At 65.3% G+C, this 18,761-nt stretch carries 17 protein-coding genes; all 17 read right to left on the reverse strand.

Annotated features, from left to right (window positions below; genetic code table 11):
• Positions 1 to 1,552 (reverse strand): iron ABC transporter permease (locus tag FJX73_11760; protein MBM3471448.1); only part of this gene is annotated, 1,552 nt, incomplete at its 3' end.
• Positions 1,552 to 2,655: an ABC transporter ATP-binding protein gene (locus FJX73_11765; GenBank protein ID MBM3471449.1), complete on the reverse strand. Its 1,104-nt coding sequence runs from the start codon at positions 2,653 to 2,655 to the stop codon at positions 1,552 to 1,554. The genes FJX73_11765 and FJX73_11760, both read right to left, overlap by 1 nt.
• On the reverse strand, positions 2,652 to 3,716 hold the full coding sequence (locus FJX73_11770) for an extracellular solute-binding protein (GenBank protein MBM3471450.1): 1,065 nt from the start codon (positions 3,714 to 3,716) through the stop codon (positions 2,652 to 2,654). The genes FJX73_11765 and FJX73_11770 overlap by 4 nt, the downstream gene beginning before the upstream one ends.
• Complete coding sequence (locus FJX73_11775) at positions 3,679 to 5,037, reverse strand: hypothetical protein (protein ID MBM3471451.1); 1,359 nt, start codon at positions 5,035 to 5,037, stop codon at positions 3,679 to 3,681. The genes FJX73_11770 and FJX73_11775 overlap by 38 nt, the downstream gene beginning before the upstream one ends.
• Before the next feature lie 224 nt (positions 5,038 to 5,261).
• Complete coding sequence (gene nagA, locus FJX73_11780; protein ID MBM3471452.1) at positions 5,262 to 6,545, reverse strand: N-acetylglucosamine-6-phosphate deacetylase; 1,284 nt, start codon at positions 6,543 to 6,545, stop codon at positions 5,262 to 5,264.
• A gap of 12 nt (positions 6,546 to 6,557) precedes the next feature.
• On the reverse strand, positions 6,558 to 7,310 hold the full coding sequence (locus FJX73_11785; protein ID MBM3471453.1) for an SIS domain-containing protein: 753 nt from the start codon (positions 7,308 to 7,310) through the stop codon (positions 6,558 to 6,560).
• Positions 7,311 to 7,322: 12 nt separating this feature from the next.
• The gene (locus FJX73_11790; GenBank protein MBM3471454.1) at positions 7,323 to 8,612 is read right to left on the reverse strand and encodes a carbohydrate ABC transporter substrate-binding protein; all 1,290 of its coding nucleotides are present in this window, start codon (positions 8,610 to 8,612) and stop codon (positions 7,323 to 7,325) included.
• Between the two features lie 88 nt (positions 8,613 to 8,700).
• Positions 8,701 to 9,540, reverse strand: coding sequence for a carbohydrate ABC transporter permease (locus FJX73_11795; protein MBM3471455.1), 840 nt, complete (start codon positions 9,538 to 9,540; stop codon positions 8,701 to 8,703).
• A complete protein-coding gene (locus tag FJX73_11800; protein ID MBM3471456.1) occupies positions 9,534 to 10,409 on the reverse strand; it encodes a sugar ABC transporter permease in 876 nt (291 codons plus the stop codon). Before FJX73_11800 ends, FJX73_11795 begins: the two co-directional genes overlap by 7 nt.
• A 76-nt stretch (positions 10,410 to 10,485) precedes the next feature.
• A complete protein-coding gene (locus FJX73_11805) occupies positions 10,486 to 11,232 on the reverse strand; it encodes a sugar isomerase domain-containing protein (GenBank protein MBM3471457.1) in 747 nt (248 codons plus the stop codon).
• Complete coding sequence (locus tag FJX73_11810) at positions 11,219 to 12,046, reverse strand: GntR family transcriptional regulator (GenBank protein MBM3471458.1); 828 nt, start codon at positions 12,044 to 12,046, stop codon at positions 11,219 to 11,221. Before FJX73_11810 ends, FJX73_11805 begins: the two co-directional genes overlap by 14 nt.
• 15 nt (positions 12,047 to 12,061) lie before the next feature.
• Positions 12,062 to 13,324 carry a nickel-dependent lactate racemase gene (larA, locus tag FJX73_11815; protein MBM3471459.1) on the reverse strand — a complete coding sequence of 421 codons (1,263 nt, stop codon included), beginning with the start codon at positions 13,322 to 13,324 and terminating at the stop codon, positions 12,062 to 12,064.
• A 60-nt stretch (positions 13,325 to 13,384) separates the two neighbouring features.
• Positions 13,385 to 14,548: an amidohydrolase family protein gene (locus FJX73_11820; protein ID MBM3471460.1), complete on the reverse strand. Its 1,164-nt coding sequence runs from the start codon at positions 14,546 to 14,548 to the stop codon at positions 13,385 to 13,387.
• A 31-nt stretch (positions 14,549 to 14,579) separates the two neighbouring features.
• Positions 14,580 to 15,332, reverse strand: a complete 753-nt coding sequence (locus FJX73_11825) for an SIS domain-containing protein (protein ID MBM3471461.1) — start codon at positions 15,330 to 15,332, stop codon at positions 14,580 to 14,582.
• Positions 15,333 to 15,390: 58 nt separating this feature from the next.
• On the reverse strand, positions 15,391 to 16,212 hold the full coding sequence (locus tag FJX73_11830; protein MBM3471462.1) for a carbohydrate ABC transporter permease: 822 nt from the start codon (positions 16,210 to 16,212) through the stop codon (positions 15,391 to 15,393).
• Positions 16,209 to 17,246 carry a sugar ABC transporter permease gene (locus FJX73_11835; protein ID MBM3471463.1) on the reverse strand — a complete coding sequence of 346 codons (1,038 nt, stop codon included), beginning with the start codon at positions 17,244 to 17,246 and terminating at the stop codon, positions 16,209 to 16,211. The genes FJX73_11830 and FJX73_11835 overlap by 4 nt, the downstream gene beginning before the upstream one ends.
• On the reverse strand, positions 17,194 to 18,510 hold the full coding sequence (locus FJX73_11840; protein ID MBM3471464.1) for an extracellular solute-binding protein: 1,317 nt from the start codon (positions 18,508 to 18,510) through the stop codon (positions 17,194 to 17,196). Before FJX73_11840 ends, FJX73_11835 begins: the two co-directional genes overlap by 53 nt.
• Positions 18,511 to 18,761 lie beyond the last annotated feature (251 nt).

Raw genomic sequence — 18,761 nt, forward strand, 5'->3', positions numbered from 1 at the left:
TCGTCTTCCACCGGGCCGAGTACAGCAGGAGCGTGGTGGTCAGCTCCCCGAGCAGCGTGGCAAAGGTGATCGTGGCCCCGGCGGCGATGGCGGGCGTGATCAACGGGAGCGTGATCCGGCGGAAGGTCACCCCCTGGTTGGCGCCGCAGACAAGCGACGCCTCTTCGAGCGCAATGTCGGTCTGGGTGAGCGAGGCGTAGGCGGACCGGAACGTGTACGGCAGACGCCGGATGAAGTAGGCGATCATCAAGATCGTTCCGGTGCCCGCGAGCTCAAAAGGAGGAACGATGAACGCCACGAGGATCGCCACGCCGACCATAATGCCGGGAAGCACGAACGGCAGCATGATCGTGATGTCCATCAACCACCTGCCAGGGATTCGCTTGCGCGCGGCCGTGTGGGCCATCAACGATCCCACGATTATGCAGATTGCGGTCGTCCCGACGGCCAGCACCAGGCTGTTGCGTATCGCGTCCATCGAGAGCGTGAACGCCTTGCGGTAGTTGATCAGCGAGTAGGCGGTGGGCAGGGGTGTTCCGGCCCACCGCTCGGCGAACGACGCCAGCAGCACGGTGAGATGCGGCAAGAGCGAGATGCCGATCACCGCGGCACAGAAGCCAAAACCCAGCCATCGGGCCGCCGGCTGGCTGCTCTGCGCCACCTGGCGTGCCTGGGAGGTGATCGTGACGAACCCCCCCTTCCCGGTGATGTAGCGCAGCGCCAGCAGCGAGCCGATCGAAAACAGGGTGCTCACCAACGCGATCGCGCCCGCACCGTGCAGGTTGAAGCTGCCGGTGACTTCAAAGTAGATCAGTGTTGGCAGGACGTAGAACTCCCCGCCCAGCAGCGCCGGGACCCCAAAGTTCCCGATCGCGCGCATGAACACGATGATCGCGCCGGCACCGATGGTCGGCAGTACCAGCGGCAGCGTGACGGTAAAGATCCGCCGCAACGGAGAGGCGCCCAGCGTCAGCGCGCTCTCCTCCACGTGTGGGTCCGCGGAGGAGAGGGCTCCAAGCAGCGGCAGCAAGACGAAAGGGTAGTAGGAGAGTGACATCGTCACGATGACCCCGAACGGCCCGATGATGCTCGGCAGATGGATCCCCAGACCATCTCGAATCAGGGAGGTCAGCGCGCCCTGCCGGCCCAGGAGCAGGATCCAGGAGTAGGCGCCCACGAAGGGCGGGAGGATCAGCGGCAGCGTCGCCAGCGAGATGAGCGCCTCCCGGAACGGAACCCTGACGCGGGCCAGGATGTAGGCCAGCGGAATGCCCAGAACAAGGCTCGCCAGCACGGTCGTGCCGCTGGCCACCAGCGAGTTTACCAGGGCCTTCTGGTAGAGGCCGCTTGTGAAGAATCGTGAGAAGTTGGCCAGGGTGAGATGGGCCGGCGCGACCGGATCGCCCATCTTGATGAAGCTGAGCAGCAACACGCGCGACAGCGGGTAGACGATCAGCAGTCCCAGGATACCCACCACCAGCAGGAGGATCGTCGCGGTGCTCAGATCGAAGGCGCGGCCGGGCCGCACCCTCGGAGCCGCAAGCGTCGCCATCAGCGCGATCCCTTCGGAAAGACCTGGGCGTGGTCCGCGGCCAGGGTGATGATGACTTCCTCTCCCACCTGCCGGATGCCGCCAATGGGCGGTGCGTCCACCAGCACCGTCCAGCCTTCCTCGCCGGCCAGGGTGTAGCGGACCAGGCTGCCCAGGTACTCGATGTCCCTGACGCGCGCCAGCAGGCCGGAGGCGTCGTCACTGACGGCCGAGAGCACCGCGCGCTCGGGGCGGAAGAAGAGCAGTCCCTCTGTCCCCGCTGGAATGGGCAGGCTGCCTGTCGCCGCCCCGGCGCGGAGGAGCGCGCCGCCGCAGCGGATGATGCAGGCCTCGCCGTCGTGCTCCAGCACTGTGCACTCCAGGAAATTCGCCTTGCCCACGAAGTCGGCGACGAAGGTAGAGGCGGGCTGCTCGTAGATCTCCGCGGGCGTGCCCACCTGCGCGATGCGCCCGGCCTGCATCACGGCGATGCGGTCGGATATGGAAAGCGCTTCCTCCTGGTCGTGCGTGACGTAGACCGCGCAGATTCCGGCCTGCCGCTGGATGCGCTTAACCTCCCCGCGCATGTAGACGCGGAGCTTGGCATCCAGGTTTGAGAGCGGCTCGTCCAGCAGGAGCAGCTTTGGGTGGTAGACCAGCGCCCGGGCGAGCGCGACCCGCTGCTGCTGCCCGCCCGAGAGCTGCCCGGGCCGCCGGGCCCGGGTCCCGGCCAGCCCGACCATTTCGATGGCCTCGTTCACGAGCCGTCCTATCTCTTCCCTGGAGGTCTTCCTTACCCTCAGCCCGTAGGCCACGTTCTCGAAGACGCTCATGTGCGGGAAGAGCGCATAGCTCTGGAACACCATGCCGATGCTGCGCCGGAAGGGCGGCAGCGGCGTCCAATCCAGCCCCTCGAAGACGATCCGACCGGCATCCGGCCGTTCCAGTCCGGCGACCAGCCTCAGCGTGGTGGTCTTGCCGCAGCCGCTGGGTCCCAGGAGCGTGAACAGCTCGCCGTCGCGCACATCGAATCCGACGTCGTCGGCGGCGACCACTTGAGACGGGCCGTCGCCGAAGACCTTGCGGACTCCCAGAACGCCCAGCTTGGTGGATGGCGCCTTCACCGTTTGGCCAGCATCTCGTCGAAGATGATGAGATTGATCCCCCGGTCCTTCCCGGCCTTCACCGCATCGTACGGGACCAGATTGATCCTCGAGGTCGGGGGCATGCCCTGCGGCGTAGGTACGTCGGGCCGCACGCTGCGCCGGCTACCGACACGTGTATAGATGAGGTGCGCATCGCGGCTGTTGGCGAAGTCATAGAAGAGGCGCGCCGAGATGGGATTCGGACATCCCTTGATAAGCCCGGTCGCGTCAAAGCGAAGCCCGGTGCCCTCGACGGGGTAGACCCCGTCCACCGGGTAGCCTTTGTTCCTCAGGTCATAGACGTTGCCCTCACCGGTCATGCCGATGAGGAACTCGCCGTCGGCCACGCCCTGGTAGGCCAAACCGGACGACGGGGTGATGATCGCGTTGGCGAGCACTGCCTTCACCAAGTCCCAGCCGCCTATCTTGATCAACTGGAATAGCTGCGCGTAGGCCGAGGCGGAGATCCGCGGGTTGGCCCAGATGATCTTGCCCTTCCACTTGGGATCGGCCAGGTCCCTCCAGCCCCGTGGGTAGTCGCGGCGCTGGACCAGCTTGCTGTTGATGATGATGACCTGTATAGGCAGGCTCATCCCGTAGTAGCGCGGCCCGCGGGGATCCTTGTACTCCGCGGGGATGTCGGCATCTTGTTTGCTCCGGTACGTCTCGAGGAACTCGTAGTTGATGTCGAAGTTCTCGCTGCCGCCGCACATGCAGACATCCCCCTGAGGCCGGGCCGCCTCAGCCCGCACCCTCGTCCAGACGACGCCGGTGCCGGCGTAGATAGACTCGACCTTGATTCCGGGGTTCCGCTTCATGAACGCGGCGGCGAGTTCTTCGCCGATCTCCGCGCCCGCCGATGAGTAGACAACCACTCGGGGCTCCTGGGCCACGGTGGCCGGGGCCATCGCCGCTAGGACGATGACAACCACGCACCCGCAAAGCCAGGCCAGGGGCAATCGGTTCATCTTCATGATCCATCCCTCCTGGTACAGATCTTCCTCAACCCGGACGCCCGTCCTGCTGGTCCCACAGGCCATCGAGCAGGCCTGCTGCGGCGTCGAGGATCAGGCCCTCTGCCTCCGGCGCGGCCCTGCTCCACGGCGCCATGCGGGTCTCGTAGCCGCCCTCGGCAAAGGCCGAGGCCGGGGGCACGTAGCCGATGCCGCCGTTGGCGTATCCGAGGACGACCGTGTGCTTGAAAGGCGACCGGTTCTGGAGGCGCAGGCCTGATTCGGCGAAGAACTCTCCCGGCAGTCCTATGAGGACAACGTCGCCGACGGCGAACGCCTGCACCTCGGTGGTTTCCTCCTCCGCTCCTGCACCCGCAGTCCACGCGCGCTGCTCTACCCAGCTCAGGGCCAACTCCGCGTAGAGAAGCTCGAGACGGGCGGCCGTGACCTCGGCATCATCGGGGCCCGCATCCGCGCCGGCGTCCCGGAGTGTCTCCAAACGGCGACGGCAGTCGCGCACCTGCGCTCGTGTCTGTTTCAGAGGCGGTGGCGGCCGAAGCGGGACCACCAGGGATCGCTGGCCCGCCGCGAGCTTCACATGGCCCTGCGCGCGCCGCCCTGCGACCGGCCTTGCGTCGGTCAAGGCTCGAGCGGCCTCCCGGGCGAGCCGCAGGCCCAGATCCTCTGCCCGCTCGAACGTCCGGCCGGGAATGGGCAGCCCGAGCGCCGACCGGTCAGCAGAGTGCCCCACGTTGACATCACCGCACGCGCCGTTCACGAACATGGCCCAGCCGCCGGTGGCGCGCTCTACCGCGTCAACGGTGAACCCCACGTAGTCGCGCGAGATCATCAGGTTGTCTGATCCCAGCACCGTGGGATGGCAGGCGTAGTGGAGCAGGAACGCCGGAGGCGCACCGGTCCGCTCGGCCCGCAGCACGGTCACCGTGGGGTCAATCGGGCCGTCGGGGCGCCTCCGGTTCCGTGCGACCGAGCCCTCCCGGCCCAATGCCAGGGCGAGCGTCGCCGGCGCCAGGTCCCGGACCGCGGACGCCACCGCATCGGCTACCCTGTCGGCCAGACCATCGAGCCACCCCGGATCGGGCGGAAGGCTGTAGAGGGCGAAGGTCGCGGGCGCGGCGTGGGTGTGCATGGCCGCGAGCATGGCCGATGCCGCCGGAATCCCGGTCCTCTCCTGGATGCGCCGCCGGGCCTCTCTGACGAATCCGGCGTCGAGGTCGCAGAGATCACAGACCACGAGGGCGACCCGCTGCCCGGTATCTTCCAGGACGAGCGCCCGCGCGTAGAGGTCGTCGTGGACCCCGCGCGCGCCTTCCCTCCTGGCGCCAAAACCGGCCAGTGGGGTTCCCGGCGGTGGGGTGATGATGGTTGTCGCGCAGCCCAGGCGCATTGGGCAGGATCTCCTACAGGAGTCCCTTGTGGTCGCAGGCGATCTTTACACCGGCGCGCTCTGTGAACCGCGGCTTTGGTAAACCTCCGAACGCCTCGGCCCTGTGCTTGAAGACGTACAGGCAGCGCGCGTGCCGGGTGGCCTGCGGTGGGGTTGTCAAAGGCTCGATGCCCTCAACCCATACTCTTCGCTACTCGGAGCCGTGAGCCTGCGCCGCCTTGCTGTCAGGACCACCTCGCGACGGTCTCTGGAGGCGGGGCCGAAGGACCATGGACCACCCGTCCTCCCACGATCGTCCACCGGACGGTCAATTCTCCGTCCAGCACGACCAGGTCTGCGCGCTTGCCTGGCGCAAGACTGCCGCGATCGCCATCAAGGTCCATGAACCGGGCAGGGTTGATGGTTGCCAGTTTCACTGCGTCCAAGAGGGGAAGGCCGACCTCGTGCACCATGGTCCGGACACACCGGTCCATGGTGGCGATACTCCCGGCAAAGAAGCTGCGATCGGGCAGTTTGGCCACGTCATCCTCGACGAGCACCTTGCGGCCAGCCCATGTGTGCTCCCCGGGCGGGAAGCCCGCCACCCGTACGGCGTCCGTGCAGACGCACAGGCGGTCGAGCCCCTTAGCCTTGATGATGAGCCGCATCAGGCTTGCCGGAAGATGCCTGCCGTCCGCGATCATCTCCGTGGAGAGCTCGTCCAGCAGAAGTGTGGCCTCGATGACGCCAGGAATCCGAAAGGCCTGCACCCGCCGGAGGCCCGACATGCTGGAGTACATATGGGTGACATGGGTGAAGCCCGCCTCGACGGCCGCGACCACCTCATCAAAGGTGGCGGCCGTGTGCCCGATGGAAGCCACGATCCCCCGGGCCACGAGCTCCCGCCCGAGCTCAAGGGCACGAGGCAGTTCAGGGGCCACCGACATGCGCCGCACGATGTCAGCGTACTCCAACAGGCGCGACCACTCTCCCGGATCGGGATCCTTCATGGCATCCGGGAGCTGGGCACCAGCCTCGGCCGGCGCCAAGTAAGGCCCTTCCACGTGTACGCCGGCGACGTCCGCGCCTGCGCGCGTCCGATCGGCCAATGGGCGCAGCACCGTTAGTGCCCGGGCGATGTCGGCCACCGGGGCGGTGCGCAGCGTCGCCAGCAGCGATGTCGTGCCGCCCCTGGCGTGAAAGGCGCAGATGATCTCGGCCGACTCAACTGATGCATCCATGAAGTCGGCCCCTGCTCCCCCGTGAACGTGGATGTCCACGAACCCAGGGACGACGGTATGCCCGGCGGCGGTGACGCGGTGGGCGTCCGGAGGGATGGTCAGGCTCGTTGCCGGCCCTACCGCCTCGATGCGTCCGTTCCTCACGAGCACCACACCCTCGGGGATCTCCCGGAAGGGAGTCAACACCCGCCCTCCGACCACGGCCATGACCTGTGTGTTCATCGCTGTGTCCCCTTTGAGGCCATGCAGAAGGGGCGCCGGGCAGACGCCCCTTCTGTGGCCCTTCATTCACCGCTGACGCTAGAGATGCTTGACCCTTGAGTAGTACTTGGCGTGGAACGGCGCGTTGATCTCCTCGGCGCCGGCCATGTTCCCGCTGTACCAGACCTCCGGTGCTACCCCGGCCTTTACTATACGGTCAACCACCTCGGCGACGAGCGACTGGACGATGTAGGTGTTTATCACGGTGGAGATCGAGGCCACCTTCCGGTCGAAGCCGTCTATGTCCACCACGGCATCTCCGGGTGGGACGTGGGCGTCGATTACGACGTCCGCGAGGTCACAGAGGTTCTGGTTGCTCGGGTGCCTTGCCGGGATACCCGGCGTGACCCCCTCGGCGAACTCACGCGAAGTCACGGCGATTACCGTCACGCCCCGCTTCCGGCACTCCAGTGCCGTGTCGATCGTGACCGCGTTGATGCCGTTCACGTTGATCAGCACCAGCAGATCCCCCTGCTTGATGCGGTAGTAGTCGAGGACGTGTTGCGCGAAGCCAACCACCCTTTCGGTGTTCGGGTGGCCCTCCAGGTTTGCGATCCCGGGCGGGAACAGAGGGTTCCAGGCCGCGAGCCCGCCCGCCCTCCAGAAGAGCTCCATGGCGCCCATGACCGAGTGCCCGCCGGTGCCGAAGACGTGCACCAGCTCGCCTTTGAGCATCTTCTCCGCGACCAAGTCGGCTGCGCGGCCGAGGCTGCCGCGCTCCTCGCTTCTGACGCGCTCGAGTATGGTGATGCATGATTCGTAGAAACGGTCCATCGGCGCAGTTGCTGTCATGCCTCTGTCCTCCTATTTGTAGCCGATGTCACGCAGCTGCCGGGTGGCCCACTGCATTGCTTCCTTGGGCTTCATCTGCCCGGTGACTACCTGCGCGAACATGTTCGGCAGGACGAACGTGGCGTATGTGGCCTGGGCGCGCCGGTCTGCCGGTGCTGGCCAGCCGGTCAGGCGCTGCCACTTCGTATACCCGATGATTCCCTGGAGCTTGGGGTCGACCCGCCACACCGGATGGCGGTCGAACTTCGGGTGCGCCGGCATGTTGAACCCTCCGCCGGTCTCGATGTAGCGGTTCTGGTTCTCCTCTTCGTAGAAGAAGCGCAGGAAGTCCTTCGCCGCTTCCCTGTTCCTGGCGAACTTCCAGATTCCGAAGCTATAGAAGTCGCCCATGCCGAACCGTCCCTTGGGGCCAAGAAGCGCGCCGTGGTGGTTGATGTTCACCGCGATATCGGGATTCGTGCGCTTGGCCGTTACGTAGACGCTACTGGGGTTCAGCGTCCAGGAGCCGCGGCCCGAGAGTATGAAGCGGTTGTTGCCCGCGTTGTCCCACGCCAGGATCTCGCGGTCCATCTGAGGGAAGACCTCCTGGACGTAGGCTATGGCCGCCTCGGTCTCGGGCGACTCGATGGCAACCTGGCCTTCGGGAGTCGCCGTCTTGCCCCCGAACGACCAGAGTATTTGGTAGAGTGTGTTGTTGGCGTCGCCGCACTGGCTGATCGGGAAGCCGATGGGCCGGTCGATCCCGCGCAGCTTCTTCGCGGCGCGCAGGACGTCGGCCCAGCTTGCCGGGTGCGGCTCCCCGACCTGCTTGAAGTAGTCCTCCCTGTAGGTGCCGTGGAAGGCGACGGTCATCCTGGGCACCGCCTTCCAGCGGCCGTTCAGGAAGCACGCCTGCTTTGCGACTGGATGCCACGCCCCCCAGCGCCTGACGATCTCGTCGTTGATGTCGTCGAGGTCTACGAGCTGAGGCTCGATCATCGCCGTCTGGAGGTTCTCGAGACCGACTATGTCGTGGCCGCGCTGCGCCGAGACCTCGGCGGCGTGCTTTGCCGCCATCTCAGGGATCGAGACGAAGTCCACGGTAACCTTGACGTTGGCCCGCCTGCCGAAATCGGCGGCCTGCCGGCGCAGCTCCTCGTCGTTTGCCGAGACGAAGGAGCTGAACATCAGGATGCTCAGTTCCCGCTCCTGCCCGAGGGCTATCTGCGGGAAACGGCTGGCTAGCCCAAGGCCGTATGCGGCCCCTGCCGCGGCAGCCGTCCTCACTAACTGCCGTCTGGTCAATCTCGCTCCCATCTGCATCTCCTCCCTTTGTGCTCTTGATCCTCCTTAGTCCCGAGGCACAGTTCAGGCTTCATGCTGGATTTCCGTGATGGTTCACCTCACGACCTCACTTGATAGCACCAGCCGTCAGGCCCGATATGTAGTAGTCAAGTAGGAACGCGTAGATGACGGCTATCGGAACCGAGCCGAGGACCGCGCCGGCCATAAGCTCTCCCCAGTAGTACACATCGCCGCGGATCAGCTCGGTGACGACCCCCGGCCCGAGTGTCTTCTGCGCCGTTGAGCTCACGAAGGTCACGGCGTAGATAAACTCGTTCCACGACAGCGTGAATGCGAACAGCGTGGCCGTGAGGACGCCTGGGATCGCCGTGGGCAGGATGATACGGACGAGGGCGCCCAGGTAGCTGCACCCGTCAATCAGCGCGCTCTCCTCCAGCTCCTTTGGGATTGTGCGGAAGTAGCTCATCAGCAGCCACGTCGCGAACGGAACCAGGAACGTCGGGTACGAGACGACCAGCGACCACCGTGTGTCCCCCAGGTTAAGGATTCGGATGATCTGCGACAGCGGGATGAACAGCAGCGTCGTGGGGACAAGGTATACTGCGAAGATCATCCCCCCCAGGGTCTCGCCCCCGCGGAACCGTAACCTGGCCAGCGCGTAGGCCGCCAGGATGCTTATGACGACCGCGATCGCCGTTGACAGCACCGCGACCACGGCGGTGTTGACCATCCACGTGGCAAACGCGGTGCGCTCGAACAGGAACATGTAGTGCTCCAACGTGGGGCTGGACCGGAACCAGAACGGGATGGCCTTGAGATCGTACAGCTCGGCGTTCTGCTTCAGCGAGGTCACGACCATCCAGTAGAACGGGAACAGCAGGGCGACCACAAAGGGAATGGCGGCCAGGTAGTAAGCCGCGGGCCGGCGTGCCTGGCGGCCTACCATTCCCACTTCCTCCTCATCAGCCGCATCTGGTAGAACACGATGACCATGAGGAAGGGCAGCATGAACAGTGAGGTCGCGGCTCCGCGCCCTATCTCGCCGGTGATCAGCCCGGTCTGATGCGCTAGGGTGGCCAGAAGGTGCGTGCTGTTGATAGGGCCTCCGCGCGTGAGCACGTACACGATGTTGAAGTCGCTGATCGTCATGATGAGCGAAAACAGGACGACCGTTGCCAGCACGGGCCGGAGCAGGGGAACGGTGATCAGCCAGAACCGCGTGAACGCGGTGGCCCCGTCCGTCTCCGCCGCCTCGTAGAGGTCATCCGGTATGGACAGCAGGCCGGCAAGCAGGTTTATCGCGAAGAACGGGATCCCACGCCAGACGTTGACGATGATCACCGCGGCCCGCGCCAGGTGGGCCTCACCGAGCCACTGCAGGTCCGATACATAAGCGATGGCGCCCAGCCGGACCAGGACCCAGTTGATGACGCTGAACTGGGGCTCGAACATCCACTTCCAGGCCACGGTGCTGAGGGCTGTGGGCACTATCCAGGGCAGGAGTATCGCCGCTCGTATCAGGCGGCTCCCGGGCAGGCGGTGGCGGCCCAATCCTGCCAGCACGAGCGCCAGGGCCATTCCCAGAACGACCTTGGCCACCACCGCTGTGGTAGTGTAGATTCCCGTATTTCTCAGGGTCTGCTGGAAGATTTCCTGACGTAGCAGCCTCGCGAACTGACCGAGTCCCACGAACCGGCCCATGTCCCCGACCACCGCGTCGCTGGCGGAGAGGTAGAGGGCGAGCAGGAACGGATACCCCACCAGCACCACGAGCAGCGTTACCGCGGGGGCCACGAACGCGTAGGCCGTGGCCACCTCAGGGCTCAAACGCCCGCCCCAGGGCCACCTACCCCGGCGGGTCGGGGGCGTTGTGGGAGCAGGACTCTCCTTTCTAGTACTGATGGATGACTCTCCCCCGGTACCGTTCCTGTATCCGCAGGCTCCGCTCTCTTCCTCCCGGCAGATTCGCGCTGTAGCGAACCAGCGGCTCGATCCCCCGCTGTGCCATGCGCTCCACGACGAGCGCGACCAGGCAGTTGACGATCAGTACGACCGGAAAAGTCGAGCCCGAGGCGACCTTGTGTTCCACCCCGGGTATGTCCAGTAGCGCGTCTCCGGGAGAGATGTGGCAATCGATGACCACATCCGCCAAGTCACACAGGTTCTGCTTGCTGGGGTGGCGGGCCAACGTGTCCGGGGGCACACCCTCGGCGAACTCCCGGGATGTGACCGCGATTACCTTAGCCCCCCGGGCTCTTGCCTCAATGGCGGAGTCTATGGTCACCGCGTTGATGCCGTTGACGTTGATAATGATAATGACGTCGCCGGCGCCAACGCCGTAGTGGTTGAAGATCGCCGGAACGTACCCGACCAGTCGCTCCGTGCTGGGGTGGCTGTCGGTCACGGAGATGCCCGGCGGGAATATCCCGTTTATCGGGTAGAGGCCTCCGGCGCGCTGGAACATCTCCATGGCACCCATTATGGAATGCCCTCCGGTGCCGAAGACGTGGATCACGCGGTCTTCCTGGATCTTCTCGATCAGTAAGTCCGCAGCCGCGCTCATCGCGTCCTGTTCGCGTTCCATGACGGCCTGCATGATCTCGGTCACGGTCTGGAAGTAGCGTTCAGCGGCGTTCATCGCTTCCACCCCTATCTGTTCGCAGATTGCCTTCGGCGGGCAGGGAAACCAGCGGTGTCAGAACCTCGGCGCGCTTCTTCACGCTGCGCAGGTGATCGGCCAGGGCGTCCGCAGCCTCGGAGCTGTTTCGCCTCTGGAAGGCGGATAGGATCCTGTCGTGCTCCCGGAACGTCTGATCAAGTTCCTGGAGCCGCGTCTGCTTCTGAAAGTAGAAAAGGCGCAGGGTGTGCATGTGCGAGTTCATCGACCTGAAGAGCCGCAGCAGGAGCGAGTTCCCGGACGCCGCGACGATCGTATCGTGGAACTCGCGGTCGGCCGCATTGTTTTCCATGTACTCTCTCGCGGCCATCGCGCTGCAGAAGCGCGAGTGGATCTCTTCCAACCTGCCGACGAGCCTGTCGGGAACCGGATTGATCTGCCGGGCGGCGAAGACCTCGAGAATCAGCCGGCAGTCCAGCATCTCGTGGAGGTCGCGCGCGGAGAGAGACATGACGTAGTAACCTTGATTCCTGCGGTAGACCACGAGGCCCTCGCCCTGCAGCCGGCCAAGGGCCTCGCGGATGGGGGTGTGGCTCACTCCCAGATCCCGGGCGAACTGATCAATCGGTACCTTCTCGCCCGGCCTCCAGACCTGCTCGAGAACCCGTTGCCGGAGGATGTCCGTGACCTGTTCAGAGACAACCTGCACGCAGGCACACCGTCCGTACCGGAATCCTATATGGTATAGGATCCCCGTACCATTGAACCGCTGCTGAGATGACCTGTCAAGCAGTTTCCCCCGTCCCCCCTGCGCCGCGCCGCATGCAGTCCGCAAACAGCCCTGGGCCCCTCACACCGCCGGTATCGTCTCGGCGCCGTGGGTGATCACGGTAATGCGAGCGCCGCGGCCCCGGCGGTCCAGCGCCTCATCCAGAGCGGCCTGAGGGCTCGGGAACGGCCTCATCCTGGACAGGCGGGCCTGCTGTGGCGATATGCCCTCTGAGACGAGCGCGATGTCGAGCCGCTGCCGAATGCGCAGGCTAGCGGCGGCCACCGAGAGCGGCAGCAGCTCGGAGGCGGGCATCCTTTCGGCCTGCGCGAGCAGTTCCTCCGGGCCGCCCGCCGACAGGTACTCGAGGTACCGGGGGTGCGGGCCCACTCCTTCGGGGCAGGGCGTGACGAGTATGACGGTTCCACCCGCGGCGGCTGCGAGGTCGGCCGCCAGCAGGCCCTTGCCAGCCTGCCAGAGATCGCCGTCGGCAGGGTGGGAGGTGGTGACGACGATCTCGGCCCTGCGTCCGGCCCGCACGCAGAAGATCTCTCTTGCATGGGCTACGCCCTGCCGGTGAGCCTCGATGAAGTGGCCTGCCACGGCCCGGTAGATCCTGCCCTCCGGAGTGAAGGCGACGTTGACGATGAAGCCCAGCCCCGCCCGTTCGGCGACCCAGGACTCCATGGCCCTGCGGACCGCGTTCTCGACCTGCCCGAACATGTTCTGAGGGGTGCGGCCGTGCATCAGATGGAAGGCGGCCACGGTCTCCTCACCGGCGACTCCCGGGAAGACGATCTTGCCTCCACCCGACCACCCGGCCGCCGGATGGGGAAGGATTCCGCCAACGCCCACTCGCAAATCAACTTCCACGACGCGCCGGTCGAGCCAGATCTCCGGCGCTTCCGTGATCCCTGGCAGGCGCACCATCTGGGACTTGTCGCGGAACTCAGAGTTGACGACGGAGATCCGGCTGAGCAGGCCCTCACCTACCTTGCGGGTCATCTCCGCGGCCGTCATGGGCCGGTGGCTTCCCAGCGCCATGACGATCTGGATGTCGCCGTCCCGCACACCGGCGCGGTTCAGGCGGCCGACAACAAGGGGAAGGATCCGGTCCGTGGGGGTTGTGCGGGAGATGTCGTCGCACAGGAGGGCAACCCTGCACCCTGCTCTGGCCATCTGCTCGAGCCGCGCTGAACCTATCGGGTTGTCGAGGGCTTCTTCAAGAACCCTTCCTTCGTCCTCGGGCAACTGGACAGCGTTGGGTCTGAGAACCTCCACGGAGAGGCCGTCTGGGATCTGCAGCGGCAGGCTCCCGCTCCCGTATGGAAGGTCGATTCGCACGCGCCGGTCTCCTACCCAGGCCGTCTGTTCCGCCGCCCCGCACGGTGCCGCGACCCGCTGCTACGCACGGTAGACAACCTCTCCCGCGACAACGGTCTGCATCACTTCGAGCCGCGCCTCGTTCTCGTGCCACCTGGCCAGCACGATGTCGCCTGCCTGTCCCGGAGCAAGGCCTCCCAGGTCATCCCGGCCGAAGAGTCGCGCCGGGCGCTCCGATGCCATGGCCACGGCGTCCGCGAGGCTCACGCCCGCAAAGGCGACCACATTGCCCACGGCAGTGGCGAGATCCAGCGCCGATCCGGCCAGGTACTCTGTTCCGACGAGTCGGACGCCCTGGCTCGCCGTCAGCTCGACCTTCTCGTCGAGGAAGTCGTAGGTGCCGGGTTCCTTGCCGGCCAGCCAGACCGCGTCGCTGGTAAGTATGCACCGCTCGGTTCCCTTCGCCCGCACGAACACCTTGACCACTGCCGGGGGAAGGTGATGGCCGTCGACGATCATGCTGGCCCAGAGGCCGTCCTGGGCGAGCTGCTCCCAGATGTAGTTGCGGTGCCTGGGTATCATGGCGTGTGAGCCGTTCCCGAGGTGGGTGGAGATCCGCGCGCCCGCGCAGACCGCCGCGACGATCTCCTCACGCGCGGCGCCGGTGTGGCCGATCGCCGGCACAATGCCAGCGCCTGCGAGGCGCTCGATCAGGTCTACAGCCCCCGGCATCTCGGGCGCGAGCGTTACCATCCGCACCCGCCCGCCCGAGGCCTCCTGGAGAGCCTGGACCTCGTCCCAGTCAGGCGGCCGGACGTGCGCCTTCGGGTGCGCCCCCCTCGGCCCGTCCTCGGGCGAGATGTACGGCCCTTCCACGTGAACCCCGAGCACGGCCCGCTCGATCCAGGGCTCCTGGTCGCAGGCCCTGGCGATCGTCCGCAGAGAGGCGATCATGTGTTCGCGGCTCTGGGTGCACACGGTCGGGCAGAACCGTGTCACGCCGTGCCTCCATAGGGCCCGCACTACGCCCGCCGCGCTTTCGACCGAGGCCCCTGCCGCGTTGAAGTCGTGTCCGTCAAACCCGTTGACCTGGATGTCGATGAGGCCGGGCAGCACCCTGGGGCCCTGGCCTGCACCCACAGCAACGTCCGGTCTGACGGCGCCGACCTTTCCCTGGGAGATGGTAATGCTCGCCGCCTGGCCCCACGTATCGGTTCCCCGGACCTCCAGATCCTGTGCGCTCATCCGACTGCCACCTCTATTCCAGCTGCCACACCTACAGCCACCTTATTCGCGGCGCGTACTTCTCGAAGAGCTCCCTGTTGGCTATGTCGCCGCCCGGAATGTTGGCGCTGGTCCATACGGCCGGGGCCACCCCGCGATCCAGAAGGGTCTTGACGGTCTCTGCGACCATGGTCTGGACGACGAAGGCGTTCAGTATCGTGGAGACCGGAGCAACCCACGCCTGCATGCCCGGAAACTCCAGGACTGCGTCGCGCGCGGGCATCTTGTTGTCGATCAGGCAGTCAACTACCTCAAAGAGATTCTTCCGCGAAGGATGGCGCGCCGGATGGTCCGGCGGTACGTTCTTCGAGAACGACGGCGAGGTGATCCCGACGGTCTTGATATCCCGTTCACGCGCCCACAGCGCCGCGTCTATTGTGCAGGAGTTGATCCCGTAGGCGTTTATGATGATCAAAACGTCTTCCGGGGTGATGGGATAAGTCCCGAGGACCGCACGAGCATAGCCCGGCGTCCTCTCCACCGCGCTGGAGCGCCTGGCGCCGAAGGCGACCGATATACCCGGGTCGAGTATCGGGTAGACGGCCGCCAGTCCGCCTGCCCTACAGCTCATCTCCTCCGCGGCGATGTAGGAGTGGCCGCCGGTGCCGAACACAAACAAGAGGTGGTCTGTGGCCAGGGCTCCGGCCAGCGTCTCTGCCGCCTTCCTGATGCTCTCGCCCTCCTCCTCGACCACCCGGGCTAGGAGCTCGGTCACTATCTGGTGGTACCTCGCAACCTGGCTCATGATCTCAGTCCTCCTGTCGTGAGTGTGATAAGCCGAGACGCCGCCTGCCAGATGGGTTCTATTTGATGGCTCCCGCCGTCAGGCCCTTGATGAACCAGCGGCCCGCCAGCCCGAAGAGAAGGATCGGTGGGATTGCGATGATGACCGAGCTGGACATCAACAGTCCCCAGTCTATGAAGTACTGCTGCAAGAAGTGAGCCATACCTACCGGCAGCGTCTTGTTCGTGTCACTAATGAGAAAGGCCACCGCGAACAGGTACTCGGTCCAACACATCAGGAACGAGTTCAGGGCCAGGGCGGCCAGCCCCGGGGCGCTTAGCGGCAGGAAGACCCGGACCAGCACCTGCAGCCGGGATGCGCCGTCCACGAGCGCCGCGTCCTCCAGCTCCAGCGGCACGCCTACGAAGAAGGCCCGCAGCATCCAGACGCTGAAGGGCGCCACGATCGTGACGTTGACGATGACGAGCGCGAGGAGCGTGTCTATGATGCCGAGTCCGGTGAACGCCACGTACAGCGGGATGATCAGCAGGACTCGCGGGAAGATGTAGATCGAGATGAACGTGCGGTAAAGGAGTTCCCGGCCGCGGTAGCGGCACCTGTAGACGCTGTAGGCGGCCAGACTGGCTAGGACCAGCGTGATGCCGGTTGCAGCCAGCGCGACATAGACGCTGTTCAGGAAGTACCTGGCGAACGGCACCTGTTCGAACAGCCGCGTGTAGTGTTCGAGCGTGAAGGTCTTGGGCCAGAAGGTCGGAGTGGGGCTCGTCAGCTCGGGCACGGTCTTGAACGAGCAGATGACGACCCAGTACATGGGTAGCATGACGACCGCAAGGACCGCGGCCACCGAGAGGTACCGCCCGATGGTCTTCACCGTCCTCATGCGGAGATGGCAACCTCCTCCTTCATAACCCTGCGCAGGTATCCCACGCCGTATGCGAGGAGTATCACGAACATGACGAGCGAGATCGTGGCCGCCTGGCTTATGCGGTACTCCTGGAACGCCTTGTAGTAGATGAGGATCGTCAGCGTGGTCGTCTTGTAGATGGGCCCGCCACGCGTGAGCAGCCAGATGGCATCAAAGATGTTGATCGCCCACAGGGAGGCGATCAGTATTACGACCTTCAATACTTCGCTGATGGTCGGAAGTTCTACGTGCCACAGCCGCGCGAAATACCCCGCGCCGTCCATGTCCGCCGCCTCCCCCAGCTCCCGGGGGATGGTCTGCAGCGCCGCGAGTATGATGACCGTGAAGAACGGAAACCACCGCCATACGTTCACCGCGGTGACGGCGTAGAGCGCGATGCCCGGCGATCCCAGGAACGAGATCGGCCTTTCCACCAATCCCGAGGAGAGAAGCAGGTAGTTGACCACCCCCAGCGTTGGGTCGAGCACCCACTTCCCCATCGTGGCCAGCACGATGGATGGGAAGAGCCATGGCAGGATGATCCAGGTCCGCACGAACTCGTGGCCCCGGAACTCCTGGTTGAGCACCAGCGCGGCTACCAGGGCCAGCAGGACCTGAAAGGCCACGTTGAGGGCCGTCCATGTCACGCTCACCCGCAGGGTACGCCAGAACTCGCCCCCGGCAAGGATGCGGACGTAGTTGGACACACCGGCGAACGCGCCCGGTGTTCCAACATAGCCTACGTCCAGCACGCTCAGGCGAATGGTCTCAACCAGAGGGTAGATCAGGGTGAGCAGAGCCCACACTAGAAGGGGCAGGATCAGAAGGTATCCGAAATAGGGATCCTTCTGCAATAGTCCACTGATCCCCCGGAGTCGCCGGGCGTATCCTGCAGCCGCGCCCCTCCCGGGACGGCTTCCATCCCGGGAGGGGCTTGGTCCTAGGTTGCCCCGCTCGTCAGCGGAGGGCTTCACGCATTCTGTCTGCGCCGCGCCTGACAGCCTCGGCAGGGGATAGACCCTCGTGGATCATCAGCTGGGCGGGCCAGGCCACGAGGTTCTGGCCGGTTATCCGCCCGATGTATCGGTTGTAGGGCTCGCGGGTGAACCCGAGCTGGCGGCCGTGCTTGGACTCCTCGATCATTGTTTCGTACTTGGGCCAATGTGCTTTCACAGTCGGGTTGTCGAGCAACTCCCGCGCTCTGGCCGCTTCCTCGGTAACAGGGAGGAAGAAGCCGGGCGCCACCGTCAGCAGGAGGGCCATGTTCGCCGGCTTGTAGAGGAACTCCACGAACTGCCGGAACCCCGGGCGAACCTTGGGGTCCGGGTTCAACAACATGATCCCGTTCATCCAGGTGGCCGTGCCGCGCTGCCCGTCGGCGTCGGGGATGGGCACAGGCGCTGCGCCGAGGTTCTCGGCCGCGAGCCTGGTGCGCAGGTCCCACTGCTCGTTGTATTGCCCCTTCTCGATGACCATGGCGATCTCGCCCGCCACCAGAGCAGCGATCGCCTGGTCCCACTGCCAGGCCTCGGAGCCCGGAGGCGACAGCTTGAACAGCCGCTGATACATATCGAAAGCTCGGACGGTATTTGGATTGTCGAATATCACGGCACCCCTGGCATCCAGCAGATGCTCGGCCTTGGCCACTACCATGAGAGGATAGATCTGCTGGACCGTCGCCAGGTGCCAGTCCCCCGCGACGCCGATGGCGTGCTTCGCGGCTCCGGTCCTGGTGATCGTGGCCGCCGCGCTCAGCAGCTCAGACCAGGTCCTGGGCGGTCTCCTGGGATCGAGCCCCGCCCTCCGGAACAGGTCGGTGCGGTACCACAACACCTCCGCCATGTTGTAGAGGGGGACGGACCAGTGCTTGTTCTCCGAGAGGAACGGCTGCAGTGCCGCGTCGTAGATCCTGCTGCCGCGCCTGGCCTCCGCCACCTCCGCGGTCACATCCTGCACCGTTCCGGTCAGGCGTACGTCCATGGTCAGATCGGGGGTTGTGAACATCATGTCCGGGGGCCGCCTTGCCATGACCGCGGCCGATATCTTCATGTACACGTCGGCCCAGCTCTGCACCTCGACCCTGACGCGCACAGCGCCCTGGCTCCGATTGAAGGCGTCGACCAGATCCTCGATCGCCTTGACACGCGTGGGCCGCGCCTCCATGTGCCACAGGCTCAGCGTTTGCGGTGCCTGGGCCCTCACTGGAACTGCCAGCGCGACCGCGATCACCCCGGCGAAGACCATCAGGGGCCAGCCTCGAACGGCGAATCTCACGGATACCCACCTCCCGCTGGATTATTCCGGCTGCTCCGGAAACTGGTAACAGTGCACGTATGACAACGTTGACAGCGCTCAATACTGATTTCGCCGGTCAATCTCCAACTCCTCCTGGCAGGAACTGCAGTTCAGACATTGGAACCCATGGCGTGCCTGCTGGCACGTGGGTAAGGGGAAAGAGCTTGACCTCAGAGGCGATCACGGGGGGTGGAAGGAGCTAGAAGAGGATGGGCGACGCCCTCAGCGAT

The sequence above is a fragment of the Armatimonadota bacterium genome (assembly GCA_016869025.1).
Taxonomy (GTDB): Bacteria; Sysuimicrobiota; Sysuimicrobiia; order Sysuimicrobiales; family Humicultoraceae; genus VGFA01.